The 24,863-nt window shown below is 62.5% G+C and carries 20 protein-coding genes and 1 pseudogene; 14 read left to right on the top strand and 7 right to left on the bottom strand.

Annotated elements, in window-relative coordinates:
* Positions 1–9: 9 nt before the first annotated feature.
* The gene (locus AC56QP_RS33840; protein WP_489861601.1) at positions 10–948 is read right to left on the bottom strand and encodes a LysR family transcriptional regulator; all 939 of its coding nucleotides are present in this window, start codon (positions 946–948) and stop codon (positions 10–12) included.
* A gap of 109 nt (positions 949–1,057) precedes the next feature.
* Between AC56QP_RS33840 and AC56QP_RS33845 the strand changes: the two genes are divergently transcribed.
* The 12 genes and pseudogenes from AC56QP_RS33845 to lpxB all read left to right on the top strand — a co-directional run bounded on the left by AC56QP_RS33845 (position 1,058) and on the right by lpxB (position 13,596).
* Positions 1,058–2,161 (top strand): aldo/keto reductase, encoded by a 1,104-nt coding sequence (locus AC56QP_RS33845; RefSeq protein ID WP_489861600.1) that lies wholly within the window; start codon positions 1,058–1,060, stop codon positions 2,159–2,161.
* A gap of 137 nt (positions 2,162–2,298) precedes the next feature.
* On the top strand, positions 2,299–3,021 hold the full coding sequence (gene pyrH / locus AC56QP_RS33850) for a UMP kinase (protein ID WP_091574801.1): 723 nt from the start codon (positions 2,299–2,301) through the stop codon (positions 3,019–3,021).
* Between the two features lie 110 nt (positions 3,022–3,131).
* Positions 3,132–3,686 carry a ribosome recycling factor gene (gene frr, locus AC56QP_RS33855; RefSeq protein ID WP_091574798.1) on the top strand — a complete coding sequence of 185 codons (555 nt, stop codon included), beginning with the start codon at positions 3,132–3,134 and terminating at the stop codon, positions 3,684–3,686.
* 35 nt (positions 3,687–3,721) lie between these two features.
* The gene (locus AC56QP_RS33860) at positions 3,722–4,456 is read left to right on the top strand and encodes an isoprenyl transferase (protein ID WP_489861599.1); all 735 of its coding nucleotides are present in this window, start codon (positions 3,722–3,724) and stop codon (positions 4,454–4,456) included.
* Positions 4,453–5,268, top strand: coding sequence for a phosphatidate cytidylyltransferase (locus AC56QP_RS33865; RefSeq protein WP_497109009.1), 816 nt, complete (start codon positions 4,453–4,455; stop codon positions 5,266–5,268). The genes AC56QP_RS33860 and AC56QP_RS33865 overlap by 4 nt, the downstream gene beginning before the upstream one ends.
* 104 nt (positions 5,269–5,372) lie before the next feature.
* Positions 5,373–6,514 (top strand): annotated as a pseudogene (gene rseP / locus AC56QP_RS33870) (RIP metalloprotease RseP).
* Positions 6,515–6,731: 217 nt separating this feature from the next.
* Positions 6,732–9,101: an outer membrane protein assembly factor BamA gene (gene bamA, locus AC56QP_RS33875; RefSeq protein ID WP_489861596.1), complete on the top strand. Its 2,370-nt coding sequence runs from the start codon at positions 6,732–6,734 to the stop codon at positions 9,099–9,101.
* Between the two features lie 75 nt (positions 9,102–9,176).
* Positions 9,177–10,232, top strand: coding sequence for a UDP-3-O-(3-hydroxymyristoyl)glucosamine N-acyltransferase (gene lpxD / locus AC56QP_RS33880; protein ID WP_489861595.1), 1,056 nt, complete (start codon positions 9,177–9,179; stop codon positions 10,230–10,232).
* Complete coding sequence (gene fabZ / locus AC56QP_RS33885) at positions 10,225–10,692, top strand: 3-hydroxyacyl-ACP dehydratase FabZ (protein WP_256752815.1); 468 nt, start codon at positions 10,225–10,227, stop codon at positions 10,690–10,692. Before lpxD ends, fabZ begins: the two co-directional genes overlap by 8 nt.
* 13 nt (positions 10,693–10,705) lie before the next feature.
* Complete coding sequence (lpxA, locus tag AC56QP_RS33890) at positions 10,706–11,539, top strand: acyl-ACP--UDP-N-acetylglucosamine O-acyltransferase (protein ID WP_489861594.1); 834 nt, start codon at positions 10,706–10,708, stop codon at positions 11,537–11,539.
* The gene (locus tag AC56QP_RS33895; protein WP_489861593.1) at positions 11,526–12,428 is read left to right on the top strand and encodes an LpxI family protein; all 903 of its coding nucleotides are present in this window, start codon (positions 11,526–11,528) and stop codon (positions 12,426–12,428) included. The genes lpxA and AC56QP_RS33895 overlap by 14 nt, the downstream gene beginning before the upstream one ends.
* Positions 12,418–13,596 (top strand): lipid-A-disaccharide synthase, encoded by a 1,179-nt coding sequence (gene lpxB, locus AC56QP_RS33900; protein ID WP_489861592.1) that lies wholly within the window; start codon positions 12,418–12,420, stop codon positions 13,594–13,596. The genes AC56QP_RS33895 and lpxB overlap by 11 nt, the downstream gene beginning before the upstream one ends.
* A 43-nt stretch (positions 13,597–13,639) precedes the next feature.
* Here the strand turns inward: lpxB and gltA are convergent, their stop codons facing one another.
* Both gltA and gltX read right to left on the bottom strand, forming a co-directional pair.
* The gene (gene gltA / locus AC56QP_RS33905) at positions 13,640–14,968 is read right to left on the bottom strand and encodes a citrate synthase (protein ID WP_256752818.1); all 1,329 of its coding nucleotides are present in this window, start codon (positions 14,966–14,968) and stop codon (positions 13,640–13,642) included.
* Between the two features lie 183 nt (positions 14,969–15,151).
* Positions 15,152–16,576 (bottom strand): glutamate--tRNA ligase, encoded by a 1,425-nt coding sequence (gene gltX / locus AC56QP_RS33910; protein WP_489861591.1) that lies wholly within the window; start codon positions 16,574–16,576, stop codon positions 15,152–15,154.
* A gap of 101 nt (positions 16,577–16,677) precedes the next feature.
* On the opposite strand from gltX, the gene AC56QP_RS33915 reads away from it, so the two are divergent.
* Positions 16,678–19,140: a ComEC/Rec2 family competence protein gene (locus AC56QP_RS33915; RefSeq protein WP_489861590.1), complete on the top strand. Its 2,463-nt coding sequence runs from the start codon at positions 16,678–16,680 to the stop codon at positions 19,138–19,140.
* On the opposite strand, the gene lexA is transcribed toward AC56QP_RS33915, so the two are convergent.
* Positions 19,134–19,874, bottom strand: coding sequence for a transcriptional repressor LexA (lexA, locus tag AC56QP_RS33920; RefSeq protein WP_256752821.1), 741 nt, complete (start codon positions 19,872–19,874; stop codon positions 19,134–19,136). The genes AC56QP_RS33915 and lexA overlap by 7 nt on opposite strands.
* A gap of 381 nt (positions 19,875–20,255) precedes the next feature.
* The gene (locus AC56QP_RS33925) at positions 20,256–20,990 is read right to left on the bottom strand and encodes a GntR family transcriptional regulator (RefSeq protein WP_489861589.1); all 735 of its coding nucleotides are present in this window, start codon (positions 20,988–20,990) and stop codon (positions 20,256–20,258) included.
* A gap of 162 nt (positions 20,991–21,152) precedes the next feature.
* On the opposite strand from AC56QP_RS33925, the gene kynU reads away from it, so the two are divergent.
* Complete coding sequence (gene kynU / locus AC56QP_RS33930; protein WP_489861588.1) at positions 21,153–22,400, top strand: kynureninase; 1,248 nt, start codon at positions 21,153–21,155, stop codon at positions 22,398–22,400.
* 4 nt (positions 22,401–22,404) lie between these two features.
* Here the strand turns inward: kynU and kynA are convergent, their stop codons facing one another.
* Both kynA and AC56QP_RS33940 read right to left on the bottom strand, forming a co-directional pair.
* On the bottom strand, positions 22,405–23,241 hold the full coding sequence (kynA, locus tag AC56QP_RS33935) for a tryptophan 2,3-dioxygenase (RefSeq protein ID WP_489861587.1): 837 nt from the start codon (positions 23,239–23,241) through the stop codon (positions 22,405–22,407).
* The gene (locus AC56QP_RS33940) at positions 23,238–24,863 is read right to left on the bottom strand and encodes an AMP-binding protein (protein ID WP_489861586.1); all 1,626 of its coding nucleotides are present in this window, start codon (positions 24,861–24,863) and stop codon (positions 23,238–23,240) included. The genes kynA and AC56QP_RS33940 overlap by 4 nt, the downstream gene beginning before the upstream one ends.

Raw genomic sequence — 24,863 nt, forward strand, 5'->3', positions numbered from 1 at the left:
TCGGGCAGTCTATCCTTCTGACGAAGTTTTTCGGCCGGGCGTTCGCAAGGGTGCCCGGCCGATTTCTTGCGCGGTATCGATGAAGGCCCGGAGTTTCGGCGCCATGGACGCCCGGCGCGGGAAATACAGGAACGCGCCCGGCTCCTCGATCGAGGCCTCGCGCAGCACCTCGACCAGCCGGCCCGCCTCGACATCGGCCCGCACCAGCGGTTCGAACAGATAGGCGAGGCCGATGCCGGCCAGCGCCATGTCGCGCGCCGACAGCGAATCGGTGACGATGACGCTGCCGCGCGTCTCGAACCCAATATCCTTGCCCTGGTCGGAGAGATCCCACCGGTAGAGCGCGCGCGATCGCAGCATCCGGTAACCGATGCAGTTGTGCTGTGAGAGATCAGCCAGGGTTCGTGGCTTTCCGTGCCGGCCGATATAGGCCGGAGAGGCGACAATGACCGTCCGGAATGGCGGGGTGAGCCGCACCGCCACCATGTCGTCGGCGATCATTTCGCGCAGCCGGATTCCGGCGTCGAAGCCCTCGCCGACGATATCGCTCAGGCGGTCATCGGTCACGATGTCGACCGTCACGTCGGGAAAACGCACCGCCATGGCCGCAAGGACGGGCATCAGCGCCAGCGGCAAGGCCAGCCGCGGCGCATTGATCTTGAGAAGCCCGCTCGCCTTGCCTTTGATCGAGCGAATGCGCTCGATCCTGTCCGCGATGTCTTTCAGCGCCGGTTCCGCCGCGGCCACCAGCGCCTCGCCGGCCTCTGTCAGGGCGACGCTGCGCGTCGTCCGGGCGAACAATGGCTGGCCGATCCGCTCTTCCACCAGCCGCACCGAATGGCTGACAGCGGACGGGCTCATGCCAAGTTCGGCGGCGGCCAGCGCGAAGCCGCCGCGCCGCGCAACGGCGACGACGACGGGAAGGTGGCTTAGGAGATCGCGATCCATTCATGCATGATATCGCATAGTCCATGCGGATAATACAATCTAATCAACTGGGACTGGCAGGAGCATCTACGCTGCATCGCCGCGATTGGCTAAACAGCAGGAGACGATCATGACCATGTATTACACCCTTGGGCGCAGCGGCTTGCGCGTCAGCCGGCTCGCGCTCGGCACAATGACTTTCGGCACGGAATGGGGCTGGGGCGCCGACAAGGAAACGGCGCGTGGGCTGGTCGACGCCTATGTCGAGGCAGGCGGCAATTTCTTCGACACCGCCGATCTCTACACCGGCGGCACGGCCGAAACCTGGCTCGGCGAATTCATCGCCGAGCGCGGACTGCGCGACAAAGCGGTCATCGCCACGAAATTCACCTACAACGCCGAACCCGGCAACCCAAACGCCGGCGGCAATGGCCGCAAGACCATAATGCGGGCCGTCGAGGCTTCCCTGAAACGGCTCGGCACCGACTACATCGATCTCTACATGCTGCATACCTGGGACAGGCTGACACCGCCCGAGGAGGTGATGCGCACGCTGGACGACCTGGTTCGTGCCGGAAAGATCCGCCATGTCGGTCTGTCGAACGTGCCGGCATGGTATGCCAGCCGGGCGCAGGCCATTGCCGAGCATCACGGCTACGAGCCGGTGTCGGCGCTGCAGCTCGAATATTCGCTGGCCGAGCGCAACATCGAGCATGAATTCGTGCCATTCGGCACCCGCCAGGGCGCCGGCATCATGGTGTGGAGCCCGCTGGCCAGCGGCCTTCTCAGCGGGAAATACCGTTCCGGCGCGGACGGCAAGGCAAGTGGCAGGCTGGAAACGATGCGGGGCTCTTCCAATCCCGGTTTCCAGAAATTCACCGACCGCAATTGGGAAATCGTCGCCGAACTGGAGAAGGTCGCCAATCGGGTCGGCCGCAGCATGGCCCAGGTCGCGGTGAACTGGGCGGCGACCAGCCCTGGCATTGCATCGGTGATCATCGGCGCGACCAAACTGGATCAGCTCAAGGACAATCTGGGCGCGCTCGATTTCGACATTCCGGCCGACCTGCGGGCGCGTCTCGATACCGTCAGCAAGCCGGTCACGCCCTTTCCCTATTCGTTTTTCGGCGCCGAGATCCAGGGCGGCATAACGGGAGGACTGGCCATCGGCGACAAGCCCGTCGGCTACATGCCCGACCTTTTGATGCAGGGCAGCTTCGCCGGCGTTTCCTAGAAAATCGTTCCTGAATTTCCGCCTCGGGCGCCGCGTGACATCGCGGCGCCCTTCGTGTATCGGAACCCGGTGTCTTGGGATGGCGCCCGCGCGAGGGTAGCCGCCCCGGACCCGCCACATAAAACGACGAGGCCCAGATGACGGTGAAGCCCCTCTACCGACGTGTCTTGCTGAAAGCGTCGGGCGAAGCATTGATGGGCGAACAGCATTTCGGCATCGACGTATCCGTCGTCGACCGTATCGCCGGCGATATCGCCGAGGCTCGCGCCTTGGGCATCGAGGTCGGCGTCGTCATCGGTGGCGGCAACATCTTTCGCGGCGTGGCCGTCGCCTCCAAGGGTGGCGATCGCGTCACTGGCGACCACATGGGCATGCTTGCCACGGTCATCAATTCGCTGGCGCTGCGCACGTCGCTGAACAAGATCGGTGTCGATGCGGTGGTGCTTTCCGCGATCGCCATGCCTGAGCTCTGCGAGAGCTTTTCGCAACGCCAGGCGACCGCCTACATGAACCAGGGCAAGGTGGTGATCTTTGCCGGCGGTACCGGCAATCCGTTCTTTACCACTGATTCGGCGGCGGCACTTCGCGCGGCCGAAATCGGCGCCGACGCGCTGTTCAAGGGCACTCAGGTCGACGGTGTCTACTCGGCCGACCCGAAGAAGGACCCGAATGCAACGCGTTTCGAGCGCATCAGCCATGGCGAAGTCATAAAACGCGGCCTCTCCATCATGGATACGGCAGCGATTGCACTTGCGCGGGAAAACAACATTCCGATAATCGTCTATTCGATCCACGAAAAGGGTGGTTTTGGCGATATTCTGAGGGGCGGCGGCCGCTGCACGGTTGTAGCGGACGATTGATCCGGGGCCGGATCCCGAAAAAAGGGAAACCGGCTTTCGAAAATCAGGCTCGAACACGGGGCCTTGCCCCGAAGCAGTGAACCCGCGTCAGACGGGTCGAGGAGACTAGGATGAGTGGTGAGTACGAGGATCTCAAGCGGCGCATGGATGGGGCAATCGCCGCCTTCAAGCATGATCTGGCTTCGCTGCGGACCGGTCGCGCCTCCAGCAATCTGCTCGACGCGATCCAGGTGCAGGCCTATGGCACCACCATGCCGATCAACCAGGTGGCCAACGTTTCGGTGCCGGAGCCGCGCATGATTTCGGTGTCGGTCTGGGACAAGTCGATGGTCGGCGCGGTCGACCGCGCCATCCGCGAATCCAATCTGGGCTTCAACCCGATCGTCGACGGCACCAATCTCAGAATTCCGCTACCGGAACTCAACGAACAGCGCCGCAAGGAATTGGTCAAGATCTCGCACACCTACGCCGAGAATGCCCGTGTCGCCGCACGCCATGTGCGTCGCGATGGCATGGACTTCCTGAAGAAGGCGGAGAAGGATGGCGACATCAGCGAGGACGACCAGCGCAAGCGCTCCGACCAGGTCCAGAAACTGACCGACGAGACGATCAGCACCATCGATCACCTGCTTTCCGATAAGGAAGCTGAAATCATGCAGGTTTAGGGTCGGTCGGCAGCGACTGGCTCGAAAGCGAGAACATGGCAACGCCCGCGCATGTCGCGATCATCATGGACGGAAACGGACGCTGGGCCAAGGCGCGCGGCATGCCGCGGCTTGCTGGTCATCGTGCCGGTGTCGAGGCGCTGCGCAAGACGGTGCGTGCGGCACCTGGTCTCGGCATCTCCTACCTGACCGTCTATGCCTTCTCGTCGGAGAACTGGTCGCGACCAAAGTCCGAAGTCAGCGACCTGATGGGCCTCCTGAAGCTTTTCATCCGCCGCGATCTCGCCGAGTTGCACCAGAGTGGTGTGCGGGTCAGGATCATCGGCGACAGGGCAGGGCTGCAGCCCGACATCAGGGGGCTGCTCGATGAAGCCGAATCGCTGACCGCCGGCAATGGAGCGCTGACACTGGTAATCGCCTTCAATTATGGTGGACGCGACGAGATCGTTCGCACGGCGCGCAAGCTGGCTTCAGCCGTGGCGCGTGGCGAACTCGACAGTGAGGCGATCACCGCGGAAAGCTTTGCCGGCTGTCTCGACACGCAAGGCATTCCCGACCCCGAACTGGTCATACGCACCAGCGGCGAGCTCCGGCTGTCGAACTTCCTTTTGTGGCAGGCCGCTTATAGCGAGCTCGTCTTCCTGCCTTGCTACTGGCCCGACTTCAGCCGCGAGCACCTTGCCGAGGCTTTGCGCGAGTTTGCCGGCCGCGAACGCCGTTTTGGCGGACTCGGCCCGCAGGACGTCGCTTCGCGACCGGCCGCGAGATGAGCAATCTTCAGCTCCGCGTCATTTCGGCAATCGTGCTTGCCATCATCACCCTTGGCTTGACCTGGCTCGGAGGTCTGCCCTTCCGATTGCTCTGCGCCGTGATGTCGGCGGTGATCTTTTACGAATGGACGCGCATGTCGCGTCCGACCGAGGGCGCGGGCCTGGGTTTCCTGGCCGAAGCACTGCTTGTCGTTTTCATTGGCGCCTTGATTGCCGGCCTTGCCGCATCCTGGCTGCTGCCTCTTGTCGTGATCGTGGTTGCCGCAACGGCGATTGCCGCCTCGATCTGCAAGGCCGGACAATGGGATGCGGTCGGCCTTGCCTATGCTACCGTTTCCGGCCTGTCGCTCGCTTTGCTGCGCGACGGCGACCGTTCAGGCCTCGTTGCCATCCTGTTTCTGTTCGCGGTCGTCTGGGCCACCGATATCTTTGCCTATTTTGTCGGTCGCGCCGTTGGCGGTCCGAAACTGGCGCCGTCGATCTCGCCGGGCAAGACACGCAGCGGGGCGCTTGGCGGCGCTGTCGGGGGCATCGTCGCGGGGTTGATCCTGGCCGCCGTCGCCGGCATCGGCAATCTGGCGCTGCTCGGCCTGGTGGCGCTCGCGCTTTCGATTGTCGCCCAGGCCGGCGACTTGTTTGAATCCTGGGTCAAGCGCCGCCATGGCCGCAAGGATCCGGGTACGCTCATCCCGGGCCATGGCGGCGTCATGGACCGTGTCGACGGGCTTGTCGCGGCGGCTTTCGCCCTATACGTCATCGGCTGGATTTCGGCGACCGCCGATCATCCGGCGCAGGGGCTGTTTCCCATTTGAGCGGTGTCATTTCGAGATCCGATGCGCGCAACGCCTTGGATTTGCCCGGATTGATGTCACAGTCACGGCGCTACCTGCGCCGCGGAAGAATTTGAGGGCATGACTTGAACGAGATTCTTCACGCGATCTTCAGCACGGAAGGCTTCTTTCTCGGCACGCTGGTGCCTTTCCTGTTCGTGCTGACGGTGGTGGTGTTCGTCCATGAAATGGGCCACTACCTCGTCGGCCGCTGGTGCGGCATTGGGGTCAGGGCCTTCTCGATCGGCTTCGGCCCGGAACTGTTCGGCTTCAACGACAGCCACGGCACGCGCTGGAAACTGTGCGCGATACCGCTTGGCGGCTATGTCAAATTCGTTGGCGACATGAACGCCACCTCGAGCCAGCCCTCTTCGGAAGAGCTCGAAACGCTGACTGAGGAAGAGCGCAAGGTCGCCTTCCATACGCAACCGATCTGGAAGCGCGCGGCGACGGTGGTGGCCGGGCCGCTGTTCAATTTCCTGCTGACGATCGCCGTCTTTGCCGTGCTGTTTGCCGCCTATGGGCGCTATGTCTCGGAACCGATGGTGGCAGAGGTGACCGTCGACAGCCCGGCGGCGAAGGCAGGTATCCTGCCAGGCGACCGATTCGTCAGCGTCGATGGCAGCAAGGTCGAAACCTTTGGCGACGTCCAGCGCCTGGTTTCGGGCCGGGCGGGCGACACCATCACCTTCGTCATGCTGCGCGACGGCAAGGAAGTTACCGTGACCGCGACGCCGCGGTTGATGGAACAGGAAGACGCGCTCGGCAACAAGGTCAAGGTGGCCGTGATCGGCGTCGTCAACAACAAGGAACTTGGCCAGCCCCGCCTCGTCACCTACAGCCCCGCCGGCGCGCTGACCGCGGCGGTCGAGGAAACCGGACACATCATCCAGCGCACCGGCCAGTTCCTGCAGCGCTTCGTCGTCGGGCGCGAGGACAAATGCCAGCTGGGCGGCCCGGTGAAGATCGCCGACATGGCTGGCAAGGCGGCAAAACTGGGTTTCGAATGGCTTGTGCAACTCGTTGCGCTGCTGTCTGTCGGGATAGGTATTCTAAACCTTTTGCCGATTCCCCCCTCGACGGCGGCCATCTGTTGTTCTACGGGGTGGAGGCCATCATCCGTCGTCCGGTGTCTGACCGGATGATGGAAATGGCCTATCGGGCGGGGTTGCTTCTGGTGCTGTGCTTCATGGGGTTCGTTTTCTGGAACGATCTGTTTGGGTGCTGAAATCATGAAGAAATTTGGCCTGAGCATGGTCGATGTTGAGACGTCGTTTACCATGCACGGGGATATGAGTGACGCGAAAGCCACGCCGCAGGGTTAAGTAAATACAAATTAACCAGAAGCCTTGCGTGTAGGGAAAATCCGGTTAATACGGTAGGGGAAATTACCGCACGTCCGGTTTTCTCGCCGTGGGGACTACGAGAAAAGGTTATTAAGCCCGATGAAGGCAGCATCCAAGTTTCTGAGCGCCGCTTCCGCGGTGGCCCTGTCTGCGGCTCTGGTCGTGCCAGGCGCTCTCGCAGTGCAGTTCGTTGCCACATCGGCGGCCGAGGCCGCTGTCGTCAGCAGAGTTGAAGTGAGCGGTAATCAGCGTATCGACGCCGACACCATCCGCAACTACATCACCATCAAGCCGGGCAAGGCCTTCTCCAGTTCCGACATCGACAACGCGATCAAGGCGCTGTTTGGCACGGGCCTGTTCTCGGATGTGCAGATCAACCAGGTCGGCTCGACGCTGGTGGTCAAGGTTGCCGAATACAAGGTCGTCAACCAGGTGCTGTTCCAGGGCAACAAGAAGCTCAAGGACAATGCCCTTGCGGCAGCAGTGCAGTTGAAGCCGCGCGGAACGTTCTCGCAGGCGACGCTCGATGCCGACGTCGAATCGGTCAAGGCTGCGTACAAGCGCATCGGCCGAGACGACGCATCCGTTACCACCCAGGTCATGGAACTCGGCGACAACCGCGTGAACGTGGTCTTCAACATCAACGAAGGTGGCCGCACGCAGATCGCGGCGATCAATTTCGTTGGCAACAGCGCTTACTCCAGCCGTCGCCTATCGGATGTGATCAACACCAAGCGTTCGTCGTGGATTTCGTTCGTGCTGCGCGACGACGTCTATGACGACGACAAGCTGCGCGCCGACCAGGAGCTGCTGCGCCGCTTCTATTACAATCACGGCTATGCCGATTTCCAGGTCGTGTCCGCTGTCGGCGAGCTCGACAGCACGACGAACAAATACACGGTCACCATCACCGTTCAGGAAGGCGACCGTTACACATTCGGCGACGTCAGTGTCGAAAGCACGATCCCGGAAGTTGACTCGAAGTCGCTGGAGTCGGTGGTCGAGACCCACAAGGGCGATGTCTACAACGCCAAGGATGTCGAGAACACCATCATCGCGCTGACCGAGAAGGTGGCCGGTTCCGGCTATGCCTTCGCGCAGGTGACGCCGCGTGGCGATCGCAACTTCGAGAACCATACCATCTCGGTGGTTTATACCGTCGATCAGGGCACCAAGGCCTATGTCGAGCGCATCGAAATCCGCGGCAACGATCGCACGCGTGACTATGTCATTCGCCGCGAATTCGACGTCAGCGAGGGTGACGCCTTTAATCAGGTGCTCATCCAGCGCGCGAAGAAGCGACTTGAAGACCTCGGTTACTTTGAGAAAGTCGATATCTCGACGGTGCCTGGTTCGCAGCCCGACCAGGTCGTGCTGGTGGTCGACGTGGTCGAGAAATCGACCGGCGAATTCTCTGTAGGCGCCGGTTATTCGACCGGTGGAGACACGGCTGGCCCATCCGTCGAAGGCTCGATCACCGAGCGCAACTTCCTCGGCCGAGGCCAGTTCATCAAGATTTCTGCCGGTGGCGGCAAGAACTCGCGCGACTACAGCCTGTCCTTCACCGAGCCCTATTTCCTCGGACGGCGCATCGCCGCCGGCTTTGACATCTACAATCAAACCCGGAACTACGACAAGTACGACAGCAAGACGCTCGGTGCGACCGTGCGTTTCGGCCTGCCGATCACCAACAGCATCTCGACCCAGCTCGCATACAACATTGCCCAGGAAAAATATCAGTACGACTCCAGCTGCGATAACAATGGAGACGGTACGCTCGGCGATTGCAATATTTCGCAAGCCATTGTTCAGGGTATTGACGAGAGCCCCTGGATCAAGTCGTCGGTCAGCCTTGGTCTGGTCTACAACACCATTGACGACATGAAGAACCCGCACGAAGGCATTTACGCCACGACGACGGCCGAATTTGCCGGCTTGGGCGGCGATGCCAAATACGTGAAGCTGACCGGGCGCGGCAGCATCTATCAGACGCTGTCGGAGCAGCTTGATCTGGTTGGCCTCGTCTCGGCTGGCGCAGGTCATGTCGAATCTTACGGCGGCGATGGCGGTTTGCGTATCTTCGATCAATTCCAGAGCAGCGATCGCATGATCCGCGGCTTTGCGTATGGCGGTATTGGTCCTGTAGACGCAAGTACGGGTGACCATCTGGGTGGCACGACCTATTTCAATGCTTCTGCGGAAGCCCAGTTCCCGTTGCCGGTCATTCCGGAAAGCTTTGGTCTGCGCGGCGCCGTGTTCGCTGACGCTGCAACGCTCTATGGCAGCAGTATCAATAGTCCGACCGTCACTCAGACCTCAGTTGACATGAAATTGCGTGCCTCGGTCGGCCTCGGCCTGATGTGGGCCTCGCCATTTGGTCCGATCCGTATCGACTATGCGATTCCGGTCAAGAAGGAAGCGTCAGACGACGTGCAGGAATTCAACTTCGGCATATCGACCCGCTTCTGATCGGCGGCCAACGATGCTCCCGGATCCCACAGGTCCGGGAGAAATGTTCCGACCTAGCTGGATATAGCTTCTGGAATGACCGATCCGGTGTTCTTCGCGCCATCACGCCGGTATACGGCGGGCGAAGTCGCGAATCTGACCGGCGCGGTGCTTGTCGAGCCCGGCCACTCCCAAATTGCGATCGATGCTCTGGCGCCAGCCAACGAAGGCGGCGAGAATGCGCTCGTTTTCGTCGATGGCAAACGCAATTCCGCGCTGATGCCGTCGCTGCGAGCGGCGGCGGTGCTGTGCCCGGCGGAATTCGCCGGCAAGGCTCCGGCCGGCATTGCCGTTCTGGTTCATCCGCGTCCGCAACAGGCATTCGCGCTGGTCGGGCGCCTGCTGTTTCCGACGGCTGCGACACCAGGGCCAATGACCAGTGAAACCGGTGTCTCGCCGCATGCCCATATCGACCCGACCGCGCATGTCGAACCCGGCGCGGTCATCGAGGCCGGCGTGGTCATCGGGCCGGGGGCCTCGATCGGCAGCGGTACCGTCATCGCACCCAACGCTGTAATTGGACAATTCTGCCAGATCGGTCGCGACGGCTATGTCGGCCCGGGCGCCAGCATTCAGTATGCCCTGATCGGTAACCGCGTCATCATCCATGGCGGCGCCAGGATCGGCCAGGATGGTTTTGGCTTCGTCGGTGGTGCCAAGGGACCTGAACGTGTGCCTCAGATCGGTCGCGTCGTTATCCAGGACGATGTCGAGATCGGCTCCAATTCCACCGTCGATCGTGGCGCCATGTCCGACACGATCATCGGCCAGGGCACCAAGATCGACAATCTCGTGCAGATCGCCCATAACGTCCGCATCGGCCGCAATTGCATAGTGGCCGGGCTTTCGGGTATTTCGGGTTCCGTTATCGTGGGTGACAATGTCACCATGGGTGGCGGGGTTGGGCTTGCGGATCACCTGACCATCGGGTCCGGAGCCAAGCTCGCCGCCAGAAGTGGGTTTATGAGCAATGTCCCCGCAGGTGAGATCTGGGGCGGTTATCCGGCACAGCCAATGGCGGAAGCCATGCGCGAGATAGCCATGTTGCGAACGATGGCAAGGGCACGCAAGCAGGGCAAGGGAAATGGCTGATATGGTGGCGGCTACGACGCTGGAAGCGGTCGACATCATGGGGCTGATGAAGCTCCTGCCGCACCGCTATCCGTTCCTGATGATCGATCGTATTGTCGACATCGATGGCGACGAGTCCGCCGTCGGTATCAAGAACGTCACCATTAACGAGCCGCATTTTCAGGGACATTTCCCCGAGCAGCCGGTCATGCCGGGCGTGCTCATCGTCGAGGCGATGGCGCAGACCGCCGGCGCCATCTGCATCCGCAGTCTGGGTACTGAAAAGCCGTCACTGGTCTATTTCCTGACCATCGACAACGCCAAATTCCGCAAACCGGTCGTTCCCGGCGACCAGTTGAAGATCTATGTCAAGAAAATCAAGAAACGCGGCAACCTGCTTAAATTCGCTTGTGAAGCCATGGTCGACGGCGCCAAGGCGGCCGAGGCCGAGATTTCGGCCATGATGGTCACCAGCGACTGACGATCGAATGCTTATGAAAATCAAGACATCAATCCATGCTTCCTCCGTCGTGGAGGAAGGCGCTCAAATCGGCCAAGGCGTGCGCATCGGACCATTTTGTCACGTTGGCGCCGATGCGGTGATCGGCGACGGCGTCGAACTGGTCAGTCATGTTTCGGTGATGGGCGCGACCACCATTGGCGCCTCGACCAAGGTCTATCCGATGGCGACATTGGGCGCGCCGCCGCAGAACACCAAGCACAAGGGCGGCCGCACCACGCTGGTCATCGGCAAAAACTGCACGATCCGCGAAGGTGTCACCATGCATCTCGGCACCGATTCCAGCCGTGGCGAGACGACGGTCGGCGACAATGGCAATTTTCTTGCCTACGCCCATATCGCCCATGACTGCGTCGTCGGCAACAACGCGACCTTCGCCAATGGGGCGACGCTGGGCGGTCACTGCGAGGTCGGCAACAATGTCTATATTGGCGGCCTGACCGCCGTTCATCAGTTTGTCCGCGTCGGCGACAACGCCTTTCTGGGCGGCTGCTCGGCGGTCGTCGGCGATGTCATCCCCTATGCCATCGCAGTCGGCAATCGCGCCAGCCTGCGCGGCCTCAACATCATTGGCCTGAAGCGTTCCGGCCTGCCGAGGTCCGAAATCCATGTGCTGCGCAAGGCCTACAGGATGATCTTCGATCGTTCCCGCACCGTTGGCGAAAACATCGAATTCGCCAAGGCGGAATTCGCGTCGTCACCGACCGCCATGAAAATCATCGATTTCATCACCAGTCGCGGCAAGCGGCACTACGCGGTGCCGTCGCTCAAGGGCGGCGATGGCGACGATGTCGATGACGAAGACTGAGACGGCGCGAGCGGGGCTTGATCTTTCGCCGGGCGCCAGGGTTGGCATCATCGCCGGCGGCGGCAGCCTGCCGGTCGAAATAGCCCGGGCGCTCGCCCGGCAAGGCAAGTCCCCGTTCGTTGTCATGGCGGCAGGCGAAGTCGACCGTGTTTCCGACTTCGACGCCTACGAGCAAACGACAATGATGCTTGAAGATGTCGGCTCGCTGCTGCCAACGCTCAAGCGTCATCATGTTACCCATCTGGTAACCGCCGGCCACATCACGCGCCGCCCCCGGTTGAGCGCCATGCGCCTCAATCTTGGCCTGCTTGCCTGGGTGCCCACCATGCTCGTCGGCGTATCCCGTGGCGACGACACGGTGCTTAAACTGTTCGTGCGCAGGATCGAACGTAGTGGCATCAAGGTCGTCGGCGCCCATGAGATCGTGCCCGAACTGGTCGCGACCGAGGGCTCGCTGACCAAGGCAGTACCGCGAAAATCCGACTGGCGCGACATCGAGGCGGCGCATGCGGCGGCAAAAGCCATCGGCGCGCTGGATATCGGCCAGGCGGCGGTTGCGGTTGGTGGCCGAGCCATTGCGCTGGAAGGCATCGAGGGCACCGACGGGCTGCTTGAGCGGACGAAGCAACTGCGTAGCCACGGCCGGCTCGCCGGAAGGACGCGCGGTGTCTTGGTCAAATGCGCCAAGCCCGGTCAGGAACTGCGGGCCGACCTGCCGTCCATCGGACCCCAGACCGTCGAGGCGGTGCATGCCGCCGGATTGGCGGGGATCGCCGTTGAAGCCGGCCGTTCCCTGATCCTAGAAGGTCCCACGGTTGTCGCGCGCGCCAATGAACTTGGTCTGTTCGTGATCGGCCTGCCTGCTGCGGAGCCGGCGCATGGCAGTTGAGAAACCGTTGAAGATCGCCATCGTCGCCGGCGAGGAGTCCGGTGACCTGCTTGGCGCCGACATCGTTCAGGCGCTCAAGCGCGAGACCGGTCGCGAGGTTCATCTCGTCGGCATTGGCGGCCGGCATTTGCAGGCGCTCGGACTGGTGCCACTGTTCGACGGTAATGAGATCGCGCTGATGGGGCTCAGCGCCATCCTGCGCGACCTGCCGCGCCTGATGCGGCGGATCAGCCAGACGGCAACCGCGGTCTCCGGTGAAAAGCCCGACTGCCTCATCACCATCGACAGCCCGGATTTTTCGTTGCGCGTGGCCAAAAAGGTCCGCGCCACCGATCCGGCGATCCCGATCATCCACTACGTCTGTCCGAGCGTCTGGGCGTGGCGGCCGGGCAGGGCGGTGGCGATGAAGCCCTACATCGACCACATCCTTTGCATCCTGCCCTTCGAGGTGAAGGAGCTCAGCCGCTTGGGCGGGCCGCCCGGCACCTATGTCGGGCATCGCCTCACGCATGATCCGGGCGTGCTTAGCGCGGCCGGGGCGCAGGATCGGCCGCGCGACCTGTCGGGCGATCGTGTCAAGACATTGCTTGTGCTTCCCGGCTCGCGTCGCGGCGAAGTGCATCGGCTTATCGGTTCGTTCGGCGAGACGGTGTCGATCCTGCGTGCGCGGGGACACAGCTTGCGCCTGCTGTTGCCGACGGTGCCGCATGTCGCCGATCTGGTCAGAACCTCGGTCGCCCGCTGGGACGAAAAGCCGGAGATCATCCTTGATCCCGAACGCAAATGGCAGGCCTTCGGCAAGGCCGATGCGGCGCTGATCGCGTCGGGAACAGTGTCGCTGGAACTGGCGCTGTCGGGTGTGCCGATGATCTCCTGCTACAGGTTCGATCCGATCATGCGGATGGTCCAGAGCCTGATCACGGTATGGAGCGCCGCCTTGCCCAATCTCATTGCCGACCGGCCGGTGGTGCCGGAAAGCTACAACCAATATGTGCGGCCGCATTATCTGGCGCGGCAGCTTGAGGCGTTGTTTTCCGACACCGCCTATCGCGCCTGGCAAAAGGATGGTTTCGGAGAGGTTGCGAGGCGCATGGCGACGGACAAGCCCTCCGGCGACATTGCGGCGGATGTCGTCCTTCGCCACGTCAAACTTCGTAGGAGCAAATAAAAAGCGCCCAGACGGGCGCTTTTTATAACGTTTTCGGGCGCGATCAGCGCTTGGCGATCGGCACGTAGTCCCGCTCCGGCGCACCGGTGTAGAGCTGGCGCGGGCGGCCGATCTTCTGGCGCGGGTCCTCGATCATCTCCTTCCACTGGGCGATCCAGCCGACGGTGCGGGCGACCGCGAACAGCACGGTGAACATGGTGGTGGGGAAGCCCAGCGCCTTCAACGTGATGCCGGAATAGAAGTCGACATTCGGGTAGAGCTTCTTTTCGATGAAATAGGGGTCGGTCAGCGCGATCTTTTCCAACTCCATGGCGATGTCGAGCAGCGGATCGTCCTTGATACCGAGTTCGCCAAGAACCTCATGCGCCGTCTTCTGCATGATCTTGGCGCGCGGATCGTAGTTCTTGTAGACGCGGTGGCCAAAGCCCATCAGCCGGAACGGGTCGTTCTTGTCCTTGGCGCGGGCGATGAACTCCGGAATGTGGTCGACATGGCCGATCTCGCCCAGCATGTTCAGCGCTGCTTCGTTGGCGCCGCCATGGGCGGGGCCCCACAGGCAAGCGATACCAGCGGCGATGCAGGCAAACGGGTTGGCACCCGACGAACCGGCGAGACGAACGGTCGAGGTCGAGGCGTTCTGCTCGTGATCGGCGTGCAGGATGAAGATGCGCTCCATGGCGCGCGCCAGCACCGGGTTGATCTTGTATTCCTCGCACGGCACGGCAAAGCACATATGCAGGAAGTTGGCGGCGAAATTCAGCTCGTTCTTGGGGTAAATGAAGGGCTGGCCGATGTGGTATTTGTAGGCCATCGCGGCGATCGTCGGCATCTTGGCGATCAGCCGCATCGACGCCACCATGCGCTGGTAGGGATCCGAGATGTCGGTGGAGTCGTGGTAGAAGGCCGACAGCGCGCCGACCACACCGCACATCACCGCCATCGGGTGCGCGTCGCGGCGGAAGCCGGTGAAGAAGCGCGACATCTGCTCGTGCACCATGGTGTGGCGCGTCACGCGGTAATCGAAATCGTCTTTCTGCGCCTTGGTCGGCAATTCACCGTAGAGCAGGAGATAGCAGACCTCGAGGAAATCGCCGTGCTCGGCCAGCTGGTCGATCGGGTAGCCGCGGTGCAGGAGGATGCCGGCGTCGCCGTCGATGAAGGTGATTTCGGACTCGCAGCTCGCGGTCGAGGTGAAGCCGGGATCGTAGGTGAAGGCGCCGGTGGTGCTGTAGAGCGAGGCGATGTCGATGACATCAGGCCCGACCGAACCACTTCGCACCTTGAACTCATGAGTCTTGCCTGCGAATTCGAGCTTTGCCGTGGCCTCCTGGGTCGTGCCGCCAAATTCCAGTTTTGTCGCAGCTTCGGTCATTGCAAACTCCTTCTTGTTTCCTCATGCCGGCAAAGGCAAATTGTGCAAGGCGACACGTCGAAATCACCACAATGCGCGTATTCGCCACCGCATTTCAGGAGGTGCGTGCCAGATTGGGCCAAGGCCTAATGTTGCACTGCGAAACGCCCCTTTCAATGCCAATCTTCTTGGGCCAGTTTGCTGCTAATCGATTTGATCGGCTATGCGCGCCAGACTTTCCTCGCGCCCCAGCACCGCAAGCACGTCGAACACACCCGGCGAGGTGCTTTTGCCGGTCAGCGCGGCGCGCAAGGGCTGGGCCACGGCACCGAGTTTATGGCCGCCGGCCTGCGCGTAGTCGCGGATTGCTGCCTCAGCCGCGGCGGCCGTCCAGTCACCTGAAACAGCGCTCAAGGCTTCGTGGGCCCCGCGCAGGATTTTGCGGGCATCGTCATTGAGCAATAGTGCCGCCTTGTCGTCGATCGGCAGCGGTCGGGTGGCAAACAGGAAGGCGGCGCCATCGACAAGCTCGACCAGCGTCTTGGCGCGCTCCTTCAAGCCTGGAAGTGCTGCCAGCAACTGGGCCTTGTTCCTGTCGTCGAGGCGCGCGGCCATGGCCGGGCCACCCTCGAGATAGGGCAAGGTGGCGATGAAGATGTCGAACAGCTCGGCATCGCTCATGCGCCGCATGTGGACGCCGTTCAACGCCTCCAGCTTGGCGAAATCGAAGCGGGCAGCGCCTTTGTTGACGTCGCCGATGTCGAACCAGGAGATCATGTCCTTGATCGACATGATCTCGTCGTCGCCGTGGCTCCAGCCGAGGCGCGCCAGATAGTTGAGCAGCGCCTCCGGCAGATAGCCCATGGCGCGATACGCCTCGACGCCGAGCGCGCCGTGCCGCTTAGACAGCTTGGCGCCATCGGCGCCGTGGATCAGCGGGATGTGCGACATCGACGGCACGTCCCAGCCCATCGCGCGATAGATGACCGTCTGCCGGGCGGCGTTGGTCAAGTGATCGTCGCCACGGATGATGTGCGTGACACCCATGTCGTGGTCGTCGACGACGACAGCGTGCATGTAGGTCGGATTGCCGTCCGAGCGCAGGATGATGAAATCGTCGAGGTCCTTGTTGGGAAAGCGCACCTCGCCCTGCACGCGGTCGTGCACCACCGTCTCGCCCTCGGTTGGCGCCTTGATGCGGATGGCGCCCTTGACGCCCGCGGGCGCCTCGGACGGGGCGCGGTCGCGCCACTGGCCATTGTAGCGCGGCGGCAGGCCCTTGGCGCGTGCGGCCTCGCGCATCGCCTCGAGTTCCGCAGGCGTCTCGTAGCTGTAGTAGGCCTTGCCCATGCGCACGAGTTCTTCAGCCACCTCGCGGTGGCGCGGCGCGCGCTCGAACTGCGACACCGGCTCGCCGTCCCAGGTCAGACCGAGCCAGGAAAGCCCGTCGAGAATGGCTGCGGTCGCAGCGTCGGTCGAACGCTCCCTGTCGGTGTCTTCGATGCGCAGCAGCATGATGCCGCTGGTGTGCTTTGCATACAGCCAGTTGAACAGCGCCGTGCGGGCTCCGCCAATATGCAGGAAGCCAGTGGGCGAGGGGGCAAAACGGGTGACGACCTTGTCGGGCATGGAACTCTCGGGAAACGGCTGAAGCGGGTGTGGATGCGCGGACTTTCGCGCGTTGCGCGTTCATGTAGCATAGGGTGTCGAGGGCGCAAGGGGCAGACCCGATGGCTGGACGAGGCTGGGGCTCGGATCAGGGCGAGGACGCCGCCATTGGCGTCAGCGAACGGTCCCTGTTTGCGACGCCTCCGCCGACCTCGCTGCCATCGTCATTGCCCCTCGTGCCGAGCCCCGGAGACCATCCGTTACAGGCGGATGTCTCCAATCCCGTTCCGGTTGCAGAAGCCGGCGCGATCCTGCGCCTGCACCGGCAATTCCGTCGGGTTTCGCTGCCTCGCCTGCGCCATAGCGCGGCAGTGGCGGCGGACCTCGAACTTGACCGAGGCATTGCCTTCCTGCTGGTGCCGGTCTGCCTGGCTGGCGGAGCGGTCGGCTACTTTTCCCTGGCGACGGAGCCTGACTTTGCAAAACCCGTCGCGGTTGTCGCCCTCGCGGGGCTCTGTGCGCTTGTCTCGCGTCCCTGGCCGAAGACCCATCTGTGCTTCATGGCAGCATTGTTGTGCGCGCTGGGCTTTCTTGCCGGCAAGGTCGAGACGTGGCGGGCCGGAACTCAGATGCTGGGCTCGGAGATCTCGACGCAAGTCACCGGCCGCGTCGTCTCGCTCGACCAGATGGAGAGCGGCCGCATTCGGCTGACCATCGACGTGACGTCGACCGCACGGCCGAAATTACGCTATATGCCGGAACGCGTTCGGCTTTCGGCACGCAAGATACCGGCCGAAACGACCGCCGGCTCCCTGATATCGGGTTATGCCAAGTTGTTGCCGCCAACCGGCCCGGTGCGCCCGAACAGCTACGACTTTTCTTTCGACAGCTATTTCTCCGGCATAGGCGGCAGCGGCTTCTTCCTTGGCAATCCAAGGATCGTCGCGGCCGATAACGACGACATGCCGCTGGTGGCCCGTCTTTCCTTGGCGGTAGAAAATGCCCGCGAAGCCATCGCAGACCATATCAGGGGCAGCGTCGGTGGCGCCGAAGGCGAAATCGCCGCTGCGCTGATCGTCGGCGTGCGCGCCGGCATTCCCGATGAAATCAACGAAGCGATGCGGCGGACCGGCATCTATCACATCATTTCCATTTCCGGACTGCACATGGCGCTGGTCGCCGGCACCATCATGGGTTTGCTGCGCGGCGCGTTCGCCCTGTTTCCGGACTTTTCCGCGCGCCGGCCGGTCAAGAAATACGCGGCAGCCGCAGCACTTTTTTCGATCGCCGCCTATCTCATCATCTCGGGCGTCGTCGTTGCCGCCGAGCGCAGCTTCATCATGCTGGCGGTGATGCTGATTGCCGTGCTGTTCGATCGCGCGGCACTGACCATGCGAAATCTGGCAATCTCGGCGATCGCCGTGATCGTGGTGTCGCCGCATGAGGTGGTCGGCCCAAGCTTCCAGATGTCGTTCGCCGCGACCGCGGCGCTGGTCGGTGCCTATGCCGGCTGGTCGGATCATCGTGCGGGAAAGACGAGACCGCCGCCGCCAAAGCGGTCATTGCCCAGTTTCCTGACGCGAAAATTCCTGCTGGCGATGGGTGGCCTTGCCATGACCTCCATCATCGCCGGCAGCGCGACGGCGCTCTTCGCCATCTGGCATTTCCAGCGCGTGTCGCCGCTCAGCCTGTTCGCCAATCTGGCCGTCATGCCGATCGTCTCGCTGGTTGTGATGCCTTTCGCCGTCCTCAGCGCGCTGGCGATGCCGTTCGGCGTCGACGGTCCCTTCCTCTATGTGATGGGCAAAGGCCTGTCCGCGATGATCGCCTTGTCGGCGTGGATCTCGGAACGCTCACCGATCGATGCCGTCGGGTTGATTTCACAGCAATCCGTGCTGCTGGTGGCGATCGCCCTGGTCATCGCGACGATGGCGACAACGTGGCTGCGGCTCCTGGCTCTGCCATTCGCGCTTGCCGGCCTGTTGACCGTTTCGGATACGCGCGCGCCGGATGTGCTGATCTCGGAGGACGCGAGGCTAGTGGCGCTGCCGATCGGCGGCGGCGAACTCGCGGTCAGCCGGGCGCGTCCGAACGAATTCACCGTCGACAACTGGAAACGCGCACTGGCATCCGAAACCGTCGTCGTGCCGGAGGTGTTCGACAAGGGAGACGGACAATTCGACATCGCGGATTCCGCCGAACTGCCGCCGGGAGCGCCTTTCTACTGCACCGCCGGCGTATGTCTCGCAAGGCACCCGTCTGGCGCTATCATTGCGCAAGTCGAGGATCGCAAGGACGCGTGGAAGGCCTGCGGCTTCGCGGAACTGATCGTCATCAATGACGCGACAGCTTATGATCCCTGTCACAATCCGCTGGTTCTGGTCATCACCAAGCGGCAACTCGCCCGCAAAGGCAGTGCGGCCGTCTTCTTCGATCGTCGATCGGCAATCATGCCAGCAACGGTCAGCTTCGCTGTGAACAGGCCATATCGACCTTGGCACACCCAGCGCAAATTCTCACGCGAGGCGAGGGGCCTGCCGCCCTATCGCAACCCTGAAAAGGCGGTCACCAGCACTGATCAGTAGCGCCTGATCAGCCCAACGAGCTTGCCTTGCACCTTGACCCTGTCCGGTCCGAAAATGCGTGTTTCGTAGGCCGGATTGGCGGCTTCGAGGGCAATCGAGGCACCCTTGCGGCGAAACCGCTTCAGCGTCGCCTCCTCGTCGTCCACCAGTGCCACGATGATCTCGCCCGGACTTGCGGTATCGGCATTGCGGATGATGACCGTATCGCCATCGAAGATGCCGGCCTCGATCATCGAGTCGCCCTTGACCTCCAGCGCATAGTGCTCGCCACCCATGATCATGTCCGGCGGCACCGAGATCGAATGCGTCTGATGCTGGATGGCGTCGATCGGCACGCCGGCGGCGATGCGACCCATCACCGGGATCGACACCGCGGAGACCACGTCGTCGTCATTGCCGGCCGAGGGCATGCGTGAAGACGCCGGCTTGATCTGCCGGCCAAGGCCGCCGCCTTGACCGAGGCTGCCCTGGATGACGCTTGGAGAGAATTTGCGCGCCGCGTTGAGGCCGGGCGCGATCGAATCGGGCAGCCGCAGCACTTCCAGGGCGCGCGCCCGGTTCGGCAGCCGGCGAATGAAGCCGCGTTCCTCGAGCGCCGTGATCAGTCGATGAATTCCGGATTTTGAAGCGAGATCGAGCGCTTCCTTCATTTCGTCGAAGGATGGCGGAATGCCGCTTTCCTTGAGCCGTTCATGGATGAACATCAGCAGTTCATGTTGCTTGCGCGTCAGCATGGCGGCCCCCGAGGCATTGAACGAAGGTTTGAACCAGAATCGAAAAACAAACCCAGAACAAACACTATCTGTTCCAGTTGTGTTCCGCAACCGTTTAAAGTTTAGTGAATTTGTTAAGACGGCTGAAATTATTTGGCGCCTGGCAGCGGGCCGTGATCCCCGGCCGGCCGCCGCCACAGTGCACTTGCACGCGTTGAAATTGTTATGGTTAACGGCCTGTGGACCAGCGTGTGCCGAGGCTTGGCCTCAATCGCCCAGAGACGTCGGGAAGCTGCTTTTTCACTTTCACCAATCGTTCGCCCGCCGTGAACGAAACGAAGCCAAAACGCCAACTCTTGCCCGAGAAATTCCTATGTCGGCTTTTGCCTCAGTTCGTCTACCTCACCGCTTGTTTGGGCTGCCGTCACCGGCATGGACATAGACATGCAGCGTATAGCCGATGTGCACCGTCATCAGCGCTTTCGCGCGTTCGATGTCACGATCCAGCGCTGCTTCCATGAGCGCGGTGTGATGTTCGATCGCGACAGCCTGGCGCAACGCCTCCATGGCCTCCTCATAGCCATGCAACTGGCCGGTGGCCGCCCGCAAGGTTGGCGCAAGGCCCAGGAAGCGATGATGGCGACGCAACTGATCCGCGATGGTGGACTGGAAGTTGAGCAGCCAGGGGGATGTTGCCGCGCTGAGTAGCGCCGCGTGGAAAGCCTCGTGCTTTTCGTCCCATCCGTCGACCACTTCATCTGAAGGGTCATCAACCGCCGTCTTGCAGCGCGACAGCCGGTAGTGGGCCGTGACGACGGCATCTTCCCATTGATGGCCGCCTTTCTCGATCGATTCCTGGAGCAGAGGCAGCTCAATCACCAGCCTGGCGCGTGACAGATCTTCGAGTTCGGTGCGCGAGACCGCAGCGACGGCGAAGCCGCGATTGCTGATGGAAGTCACCAGGCGCTCCGCCTCCAGTCGCGACAGCGCTTCGCGCAACGGCGTCCAGCCAATGCCATAGCTATTGCGCAGCGTGCTGAGCTTGAGCGGCGCGCCGGGCCTCAGGCGGGTGGTGAGGATATCGCGGCGCAGCAGCCTGTAGGCCGCTTCAGTCTTCGAGTGTCCTTCATCCAACATCGTTGCCATCCCACGCACTGGACGCCAGATTATATATGAAAGCCTTCCATGGTGTAAATTATATATAATATTTGACACAATCCGGCAGACTGCGCATGATCGGTCGGCCGACTTCACCTGTCGTGTTCATTTGGACGTGCCTGTGCGCGGAGGACATCGATCATGAATGCAATTCCCAATCTCGCAACAATCGAGGCGATGGATGCCGCGGATCCGCTGCGCTCCATGCGCGATCGCTTCGTCTTGCCGGAAGGGGTGATCTATCTCGACGGCAATTCGCTGGGTGCCGCTTCACCGGCCGTCTTCAACGAGATCCAGAAGGCCGCGACACAAGAATGGGCGCACGACCTCATCCGTGCCTGGAACACCGCCGGCTGGTTCGACATGCCGGTCGCGCTCGGCGACCAGCTCGGACGCCTGATCGGCGCCGCGGCTGGCCAGACGGTGGTCTGCGATACGACCTCGATCAACATCTACAAGGTGCTTCACGCGGCGCTTGGCATGCGGCCAGACCGGTCGGTCATCGTCGCCGAGGGCGACAGCTTTCCAACCGACCTCTATATGGCCGAAGGCGTGGCATCGACGCGACCGGGCACTGTGCTGCGGCTCGAGGGCGTCGATGCGCCAACCATCGAAGAGCTGATCGATGAGCGCGTCGCTGTCATCCTGGTCAACCACGTCAACTACAAATCCGGCCAGTTGCGCGACATGGCGGCGCTGACGCGCAAGGCCCATCAAGCCGGCGCGCTGATCGTCTGGGACCTCTGCCACACGGCGGGTGCCTTGCCGGTCGAGCTCGACGGCGCCAATGCCGATTTCGCTGTCGGCTGCACCTACAAGTACCTCAATGGCGGCCCCGGTTCGCCGGCCTTCATCTATGCTGCAAAGCGCCACCATGGCGATGCCCGCCAGCCGCTCAGCGGCTGGTGGGGCCATGCGTGGCCTTTCGCCTTCGAACAGGGCTATGCGGCGGGCGTCGGCATCCGCCGGTTCCTGTGCGGCACGCAGCCGGTATTGTCGATGCGGGCGCTAAAGGGCGCGCTGGATCTCTGGGACGAGGTCGATATGGCGGCGGTGCGCAAGAAAAGCGTTGCGTTGACCGAGCTGTTCATCCAGCTCGTCGAAGCCAGATGCGGCGCCTACGGCCTCGAACTCGAAAGTCCGCGCAATGGCAATGAGCGTGGCAGCCAGGTTTCGTTCCTTCATCGGCATGGCTACCAGGTGATGCGGGCGTTGATCGAGCGCGGCGTGATCGGCGATTTCCGCGCGCCGTCGACCATCCGCTTCGGCTTCACGCCGCTTTATGTCGGCTACAAGGATGTCTGGCAGGCGGTCGAGGTGCTGGAGGATATCCTGCGCACCGGCGCCTGGCAGGATGCCCGCTTCGCCGTGAAGACGGCCGTCACCTGAAAAGTCAGAGCCGGGTGCGAACCGTCCAGAGCTCCGGAAACAGGACGACCTCGAGCATCTTCTTCAGATAGGACGCGCCCGACGTGCCACCGGTACCGCGCTTCATGCCGATGATGCGCTCGACCGTCGTGACGTGGTTGAAGCGCCAGCGGCGGAAATAATCCTCGAAGTCGACCAGTTTTTCGGCCAGCTCGTAGAACATCCAGTAGCGTTGCGGGTCGCGGTACACGGTCTGCCATGCCACCAGAACCTCTTCGTTCTCGGTGCGTGTCTCACGCCAGTCCGTGCGCCTGGCGTCGGCGCCGATGTCGAATCCGTCGCGCGCCAAAAGCAGCAGCGCTTCGTCATAGAGCGATGGTTCGGCCAGGATCGCCTCCAGCTTCCGGCTGAGGTCCGGCCGGTGCTTGTGCGGGCCGAGCATGGCCGGGTTGCGGTTGCCGGCCGTGAATTCGATGGCGCGATACTGCCAGGACTGGAAGCCCGAGGACTGGCCGAGCGCGTCACGGAACTCGGTGTATTCGCTGGGCGTCATCGTCCGCAGTACGTCCCAGGCATTGTTCAACTGCTCGAAAATGCGGGCGACGCGCGACAGCATCTTGAAGCTCGGCTCGAGACGGTCCGCACGGATGGAGCGGATCGCGGCGCCGAGCTCGTGAAGCGCGAGCTTCATCCATAGTTCCGAGGTCTGATGCTGGATGATGAACAGCATCTCGTCATGCGCGGACGACAAAGGCGTCTGCGCGTCGAGCACCTTCTCCAGGTGCAGATAGTCGCTGTAGGACATGCGTTCCGTGAACGACATCTGTGCGCCTTCGGACGCCGGATCGTATGGCTCGCTCAATTGATTTTCTCCGTGCGCAGCCGGAAGCGCTGGATCTTGCCGGTCTGGGTCTTGGGCAAGGCGGCGATGAATTTCACGGATCGCGGGTATTTGTAGGGGGCGATCGTTGCCTTGACATGGTCCTGCAGGCGCTTGGTGGTCAAGGCATCAGGCGCCACGCCTTGGACCAGCACGACATGCGCCTCGACGATCTGGCCGCGTTCGGCATCTGCGGCGCCGATCACCGCGCATTCGGCGACATCAGGATGCGACAGCAACGCCGCCTCGACCTCGGGCCCGGCAATGTTGTAGCCGGCGCTGATGATCATGTCGTCGGAGCGCGCGGCGAAATGGAAGAAGCCGCCCTCATCCTGGGTGAAGGTGTCGCCGGTGAGGTTCCAGCCGTCGCGCACATAGTCCTTCTGCCTGATATCGGCCATGTAGCGGCAGCCGGTCGGCCCGCGTACCGCCAGCCTGCCAGTCGCGCCGCGCGGCACCTCGCGCATCTCTTCGTCGACGATCCGCGCCTCGTAGCCACCCACGGGCTTGCCCGTCGACGCCGGCTTCATGTCGTCGAAGCGGTTGGAGATGAAGATATGCAGCATTTCGGTGGCGCCGATACCGTCGAGGATCGGTTTGCCGGTCTTTCGCGTCCATTCTTCGAAAACCGGAGCTGGCAACGTCTCGCCGGCCGAAACGGCGACGCGCAGCGATGACAAGTCGGCGCCCTCATCCATGGCTTTCAGCATCGCGCGGTAGGCGGTTGGCGCGGTGAAGGAGATGGTTGCTTTGTAGGTCTCGATGATATGGATCATGTTGGGCGGCGTCGCCTGTTCGAGCAGCGTCGCCGCCGCGCCGAAGCGCAACGGGAAGATTGCGAGGCCGCCAAGGCCGAAGGTGAAGGCGAGCGGCGGCGAGCCGACAAAGATGTCGTCCGGCGTCACCTGGAGAATCTCTCGGGCGTAGGCGTCGGCGATGATCAACAGGTCGCGGTGGAAATGCATCGTCGCCTTCGGCACGCCGGTCGTGCCGGAGGTGAAGCCGAGCAGGGCGACGTCGTCGCGGCCGGTGCTGACGGCGGTGAAGATAACCGGCTTGTCGAGGGCCGCGCGATCGAGTTCGGCGTCATGGTTGGCGGTGCCGTCGAAGCCGATGACCTGTCTGAGGAACGCGCTGTCCTTGGCGCAGGCGGTCATTTCGTCCATCAGCCTGGTGTCGCAGAGCGCGATGGTGATTTCCGCCTTGTCGACGATCTTGGCAAGCTCGCCGGCGCGCAGCATCGGCATGGTGTTGACGACCACGGCGCCGACCTTGGTGGCAGCCAGCCAGCAAGCCACCATGGCAGGGTTGTTGGCCGAACGGATCAGCACCCGGTTGCCCGGCTTGACGCCATAATTTTCGACCAGCGCATGGGCCAGCCTGTTCGTCCAGTCGGACAGTTCCTTGTAGGTGCGGCGGCGACCGTTGCCGATCAGCGCGGTGTGGTCACCGAGGCCTTTCTCGACCAGCCTGTCGGTCAATTCGACGCCGGCGTTGAGGCGTTCGGGATAATCAAAACCGTCGAGCAGGAAGTCCGGCCATTGCTCCGGCGGCGGCAGGTGATCGCGCGTGAACGTGTCGATATGCGCTGAAGGCCCTAGCAT

The organism is Mesorhizobium sp. RCAM 05104 (genome assembly GCF_059683645.1).

What these genes read in the sequence shown, in the direction of transcription:
- AC56QP_RS33925 (WP_489861589.1), bottom strand. Translation starts at nt 20,990, where the DNA reads ATGTTGGATGAAGGACACTCGAAGACTGAAGCGGCCTACAGGCTGCTG.
- AC56QP_RS33845 (WP_489861600.1), top strand. Translation starts at nt 1,058, where the DNA reads ATGACCATGTATTACACCCTTGGGCGCAGCGGCTTGCGCGTCAGCCGG.
- bamA (WP_489861596.1), top strand. Translation starts at nt 6,732, where the DNA reads ATGAAGGCAGCATCCAAGTTTCTGAGCGCCGCTTCCGCGGTGGCCCTG.
- AC56QP_RS33840 (WP_489861601.1), bottom strand. Translation starts at nt 948, where the DNA reads ATGGATCGCGATCTCCTAAGCCACCTTCCCGTCGTCGTCGCCGTTGCG.
- AC56QP_RS33895 (WP_489861593.1), top strand. Translation starts at nt 11,526, where the DNA reads ATGACGAAGACTGAGACGGCGCGAGCGGGGCTTGATCTTTCGCCGGGC.
- AC56QP_RS33940 (WP_489861586.1), bottom strand. Translation starts at nt 24,863, where the DNA reads ATGCTAGGGCCTTCAGCGCATATCGACACGTTCACGCGCGATCACCTG.
- gltX (WP_489861591.1), bottom strand. Translation starts at nt 16,576, where the DNA reads ATGCCCGACAAGGTCGTCACCCGTTTTGCCCCCTCGCCCACTGGCTTC.
- lpxD (WP_489861595.1), top strand. Translation starts at nt 9,177, where the DNA reads ATGACCGATCCGGTGTTCTTCGCGCCATCACGCCGGTATACGGCGGGC.
- AC56QP_RS33865 (WP_497109009.1), top strand. Translation starts at nt 4,453, where the DNA reads ATGAGCAATCTTCAGCTCCGCGTCATTTCGGCAATCGTGCTTGCCATC.
- gltA (WP_256752818.1), bottom strand. Translation starts at nt 14,968, where the DNA reads ATGACCGAAGCTGCGACAAAACTGGAATTTGGCGGCACGACCCAGGAG.
- fabZ (WP_256752815.1), top strand. Translation starts at nt 10,225, where the DNA reads ATGGCTGATATGGTGGCGGCTACGACGCTGGAAGCGGTCGACATCATG.
- frr (WP_091574798.1), top strand. Translation starts at nt 3,132, where the DNA reads ATGAGTGGTGAGTACGAGGATCTCAAGCGGCGCATGGATGGGGCAATC.
- lpxA (WP_489861594.1), top strand. Translation starts at nt 10,706, where the DNA reads ATGAAAATCAAGACATCAATCCATGCTTCCTCCGTCGTGGAGGAAGGC.
- lpxB (WP_489861592.1), top strand. Translation starts at nt 12,418, where the DNA reads ATGGCAGTTGAGAAACCGTTGAAGATCGCCATCGTCGCCGGCGAGGAG.
- kynU (WP_489861588.1), top strand. Translation starts at nt 21,153, where the DNA reads ATGAATGCAATTCCCAATCTCGCAACAATCGAGGCGATGGATGCCGCG.
- pyrH (WP_091574801.1), top strand. Translation starts at nt 2,299, where the DNA reads ATGACGGTGAAGCCCCTCTACCGACGTGTCTTGCTGAAAGCGTCGGGC.
- AC56QP_RS33860 (WP_489861599.1), top strand. Translation starts at nt 3,722, where the DNA reads ATGGCAACGCCCGCGCATGTCGCGATCATCATGGACGGAAACGGACGC.
- AC56QP_RS33915 (WP_489861590.1), top strand. Translation starts at nt 16,678, where the DNA reads ATGGCTGGACGAGGCTGGGGCTCGGATCAGGGCGAGGACGCCGCCATT.
- lexA (WP_256752821.1), bottom strand. Translation starts at nt 19,874, where the DNA reads ATGCTGACGCGCAAGCAACATGAACTGCTGATGTTCATCCATGAACGG.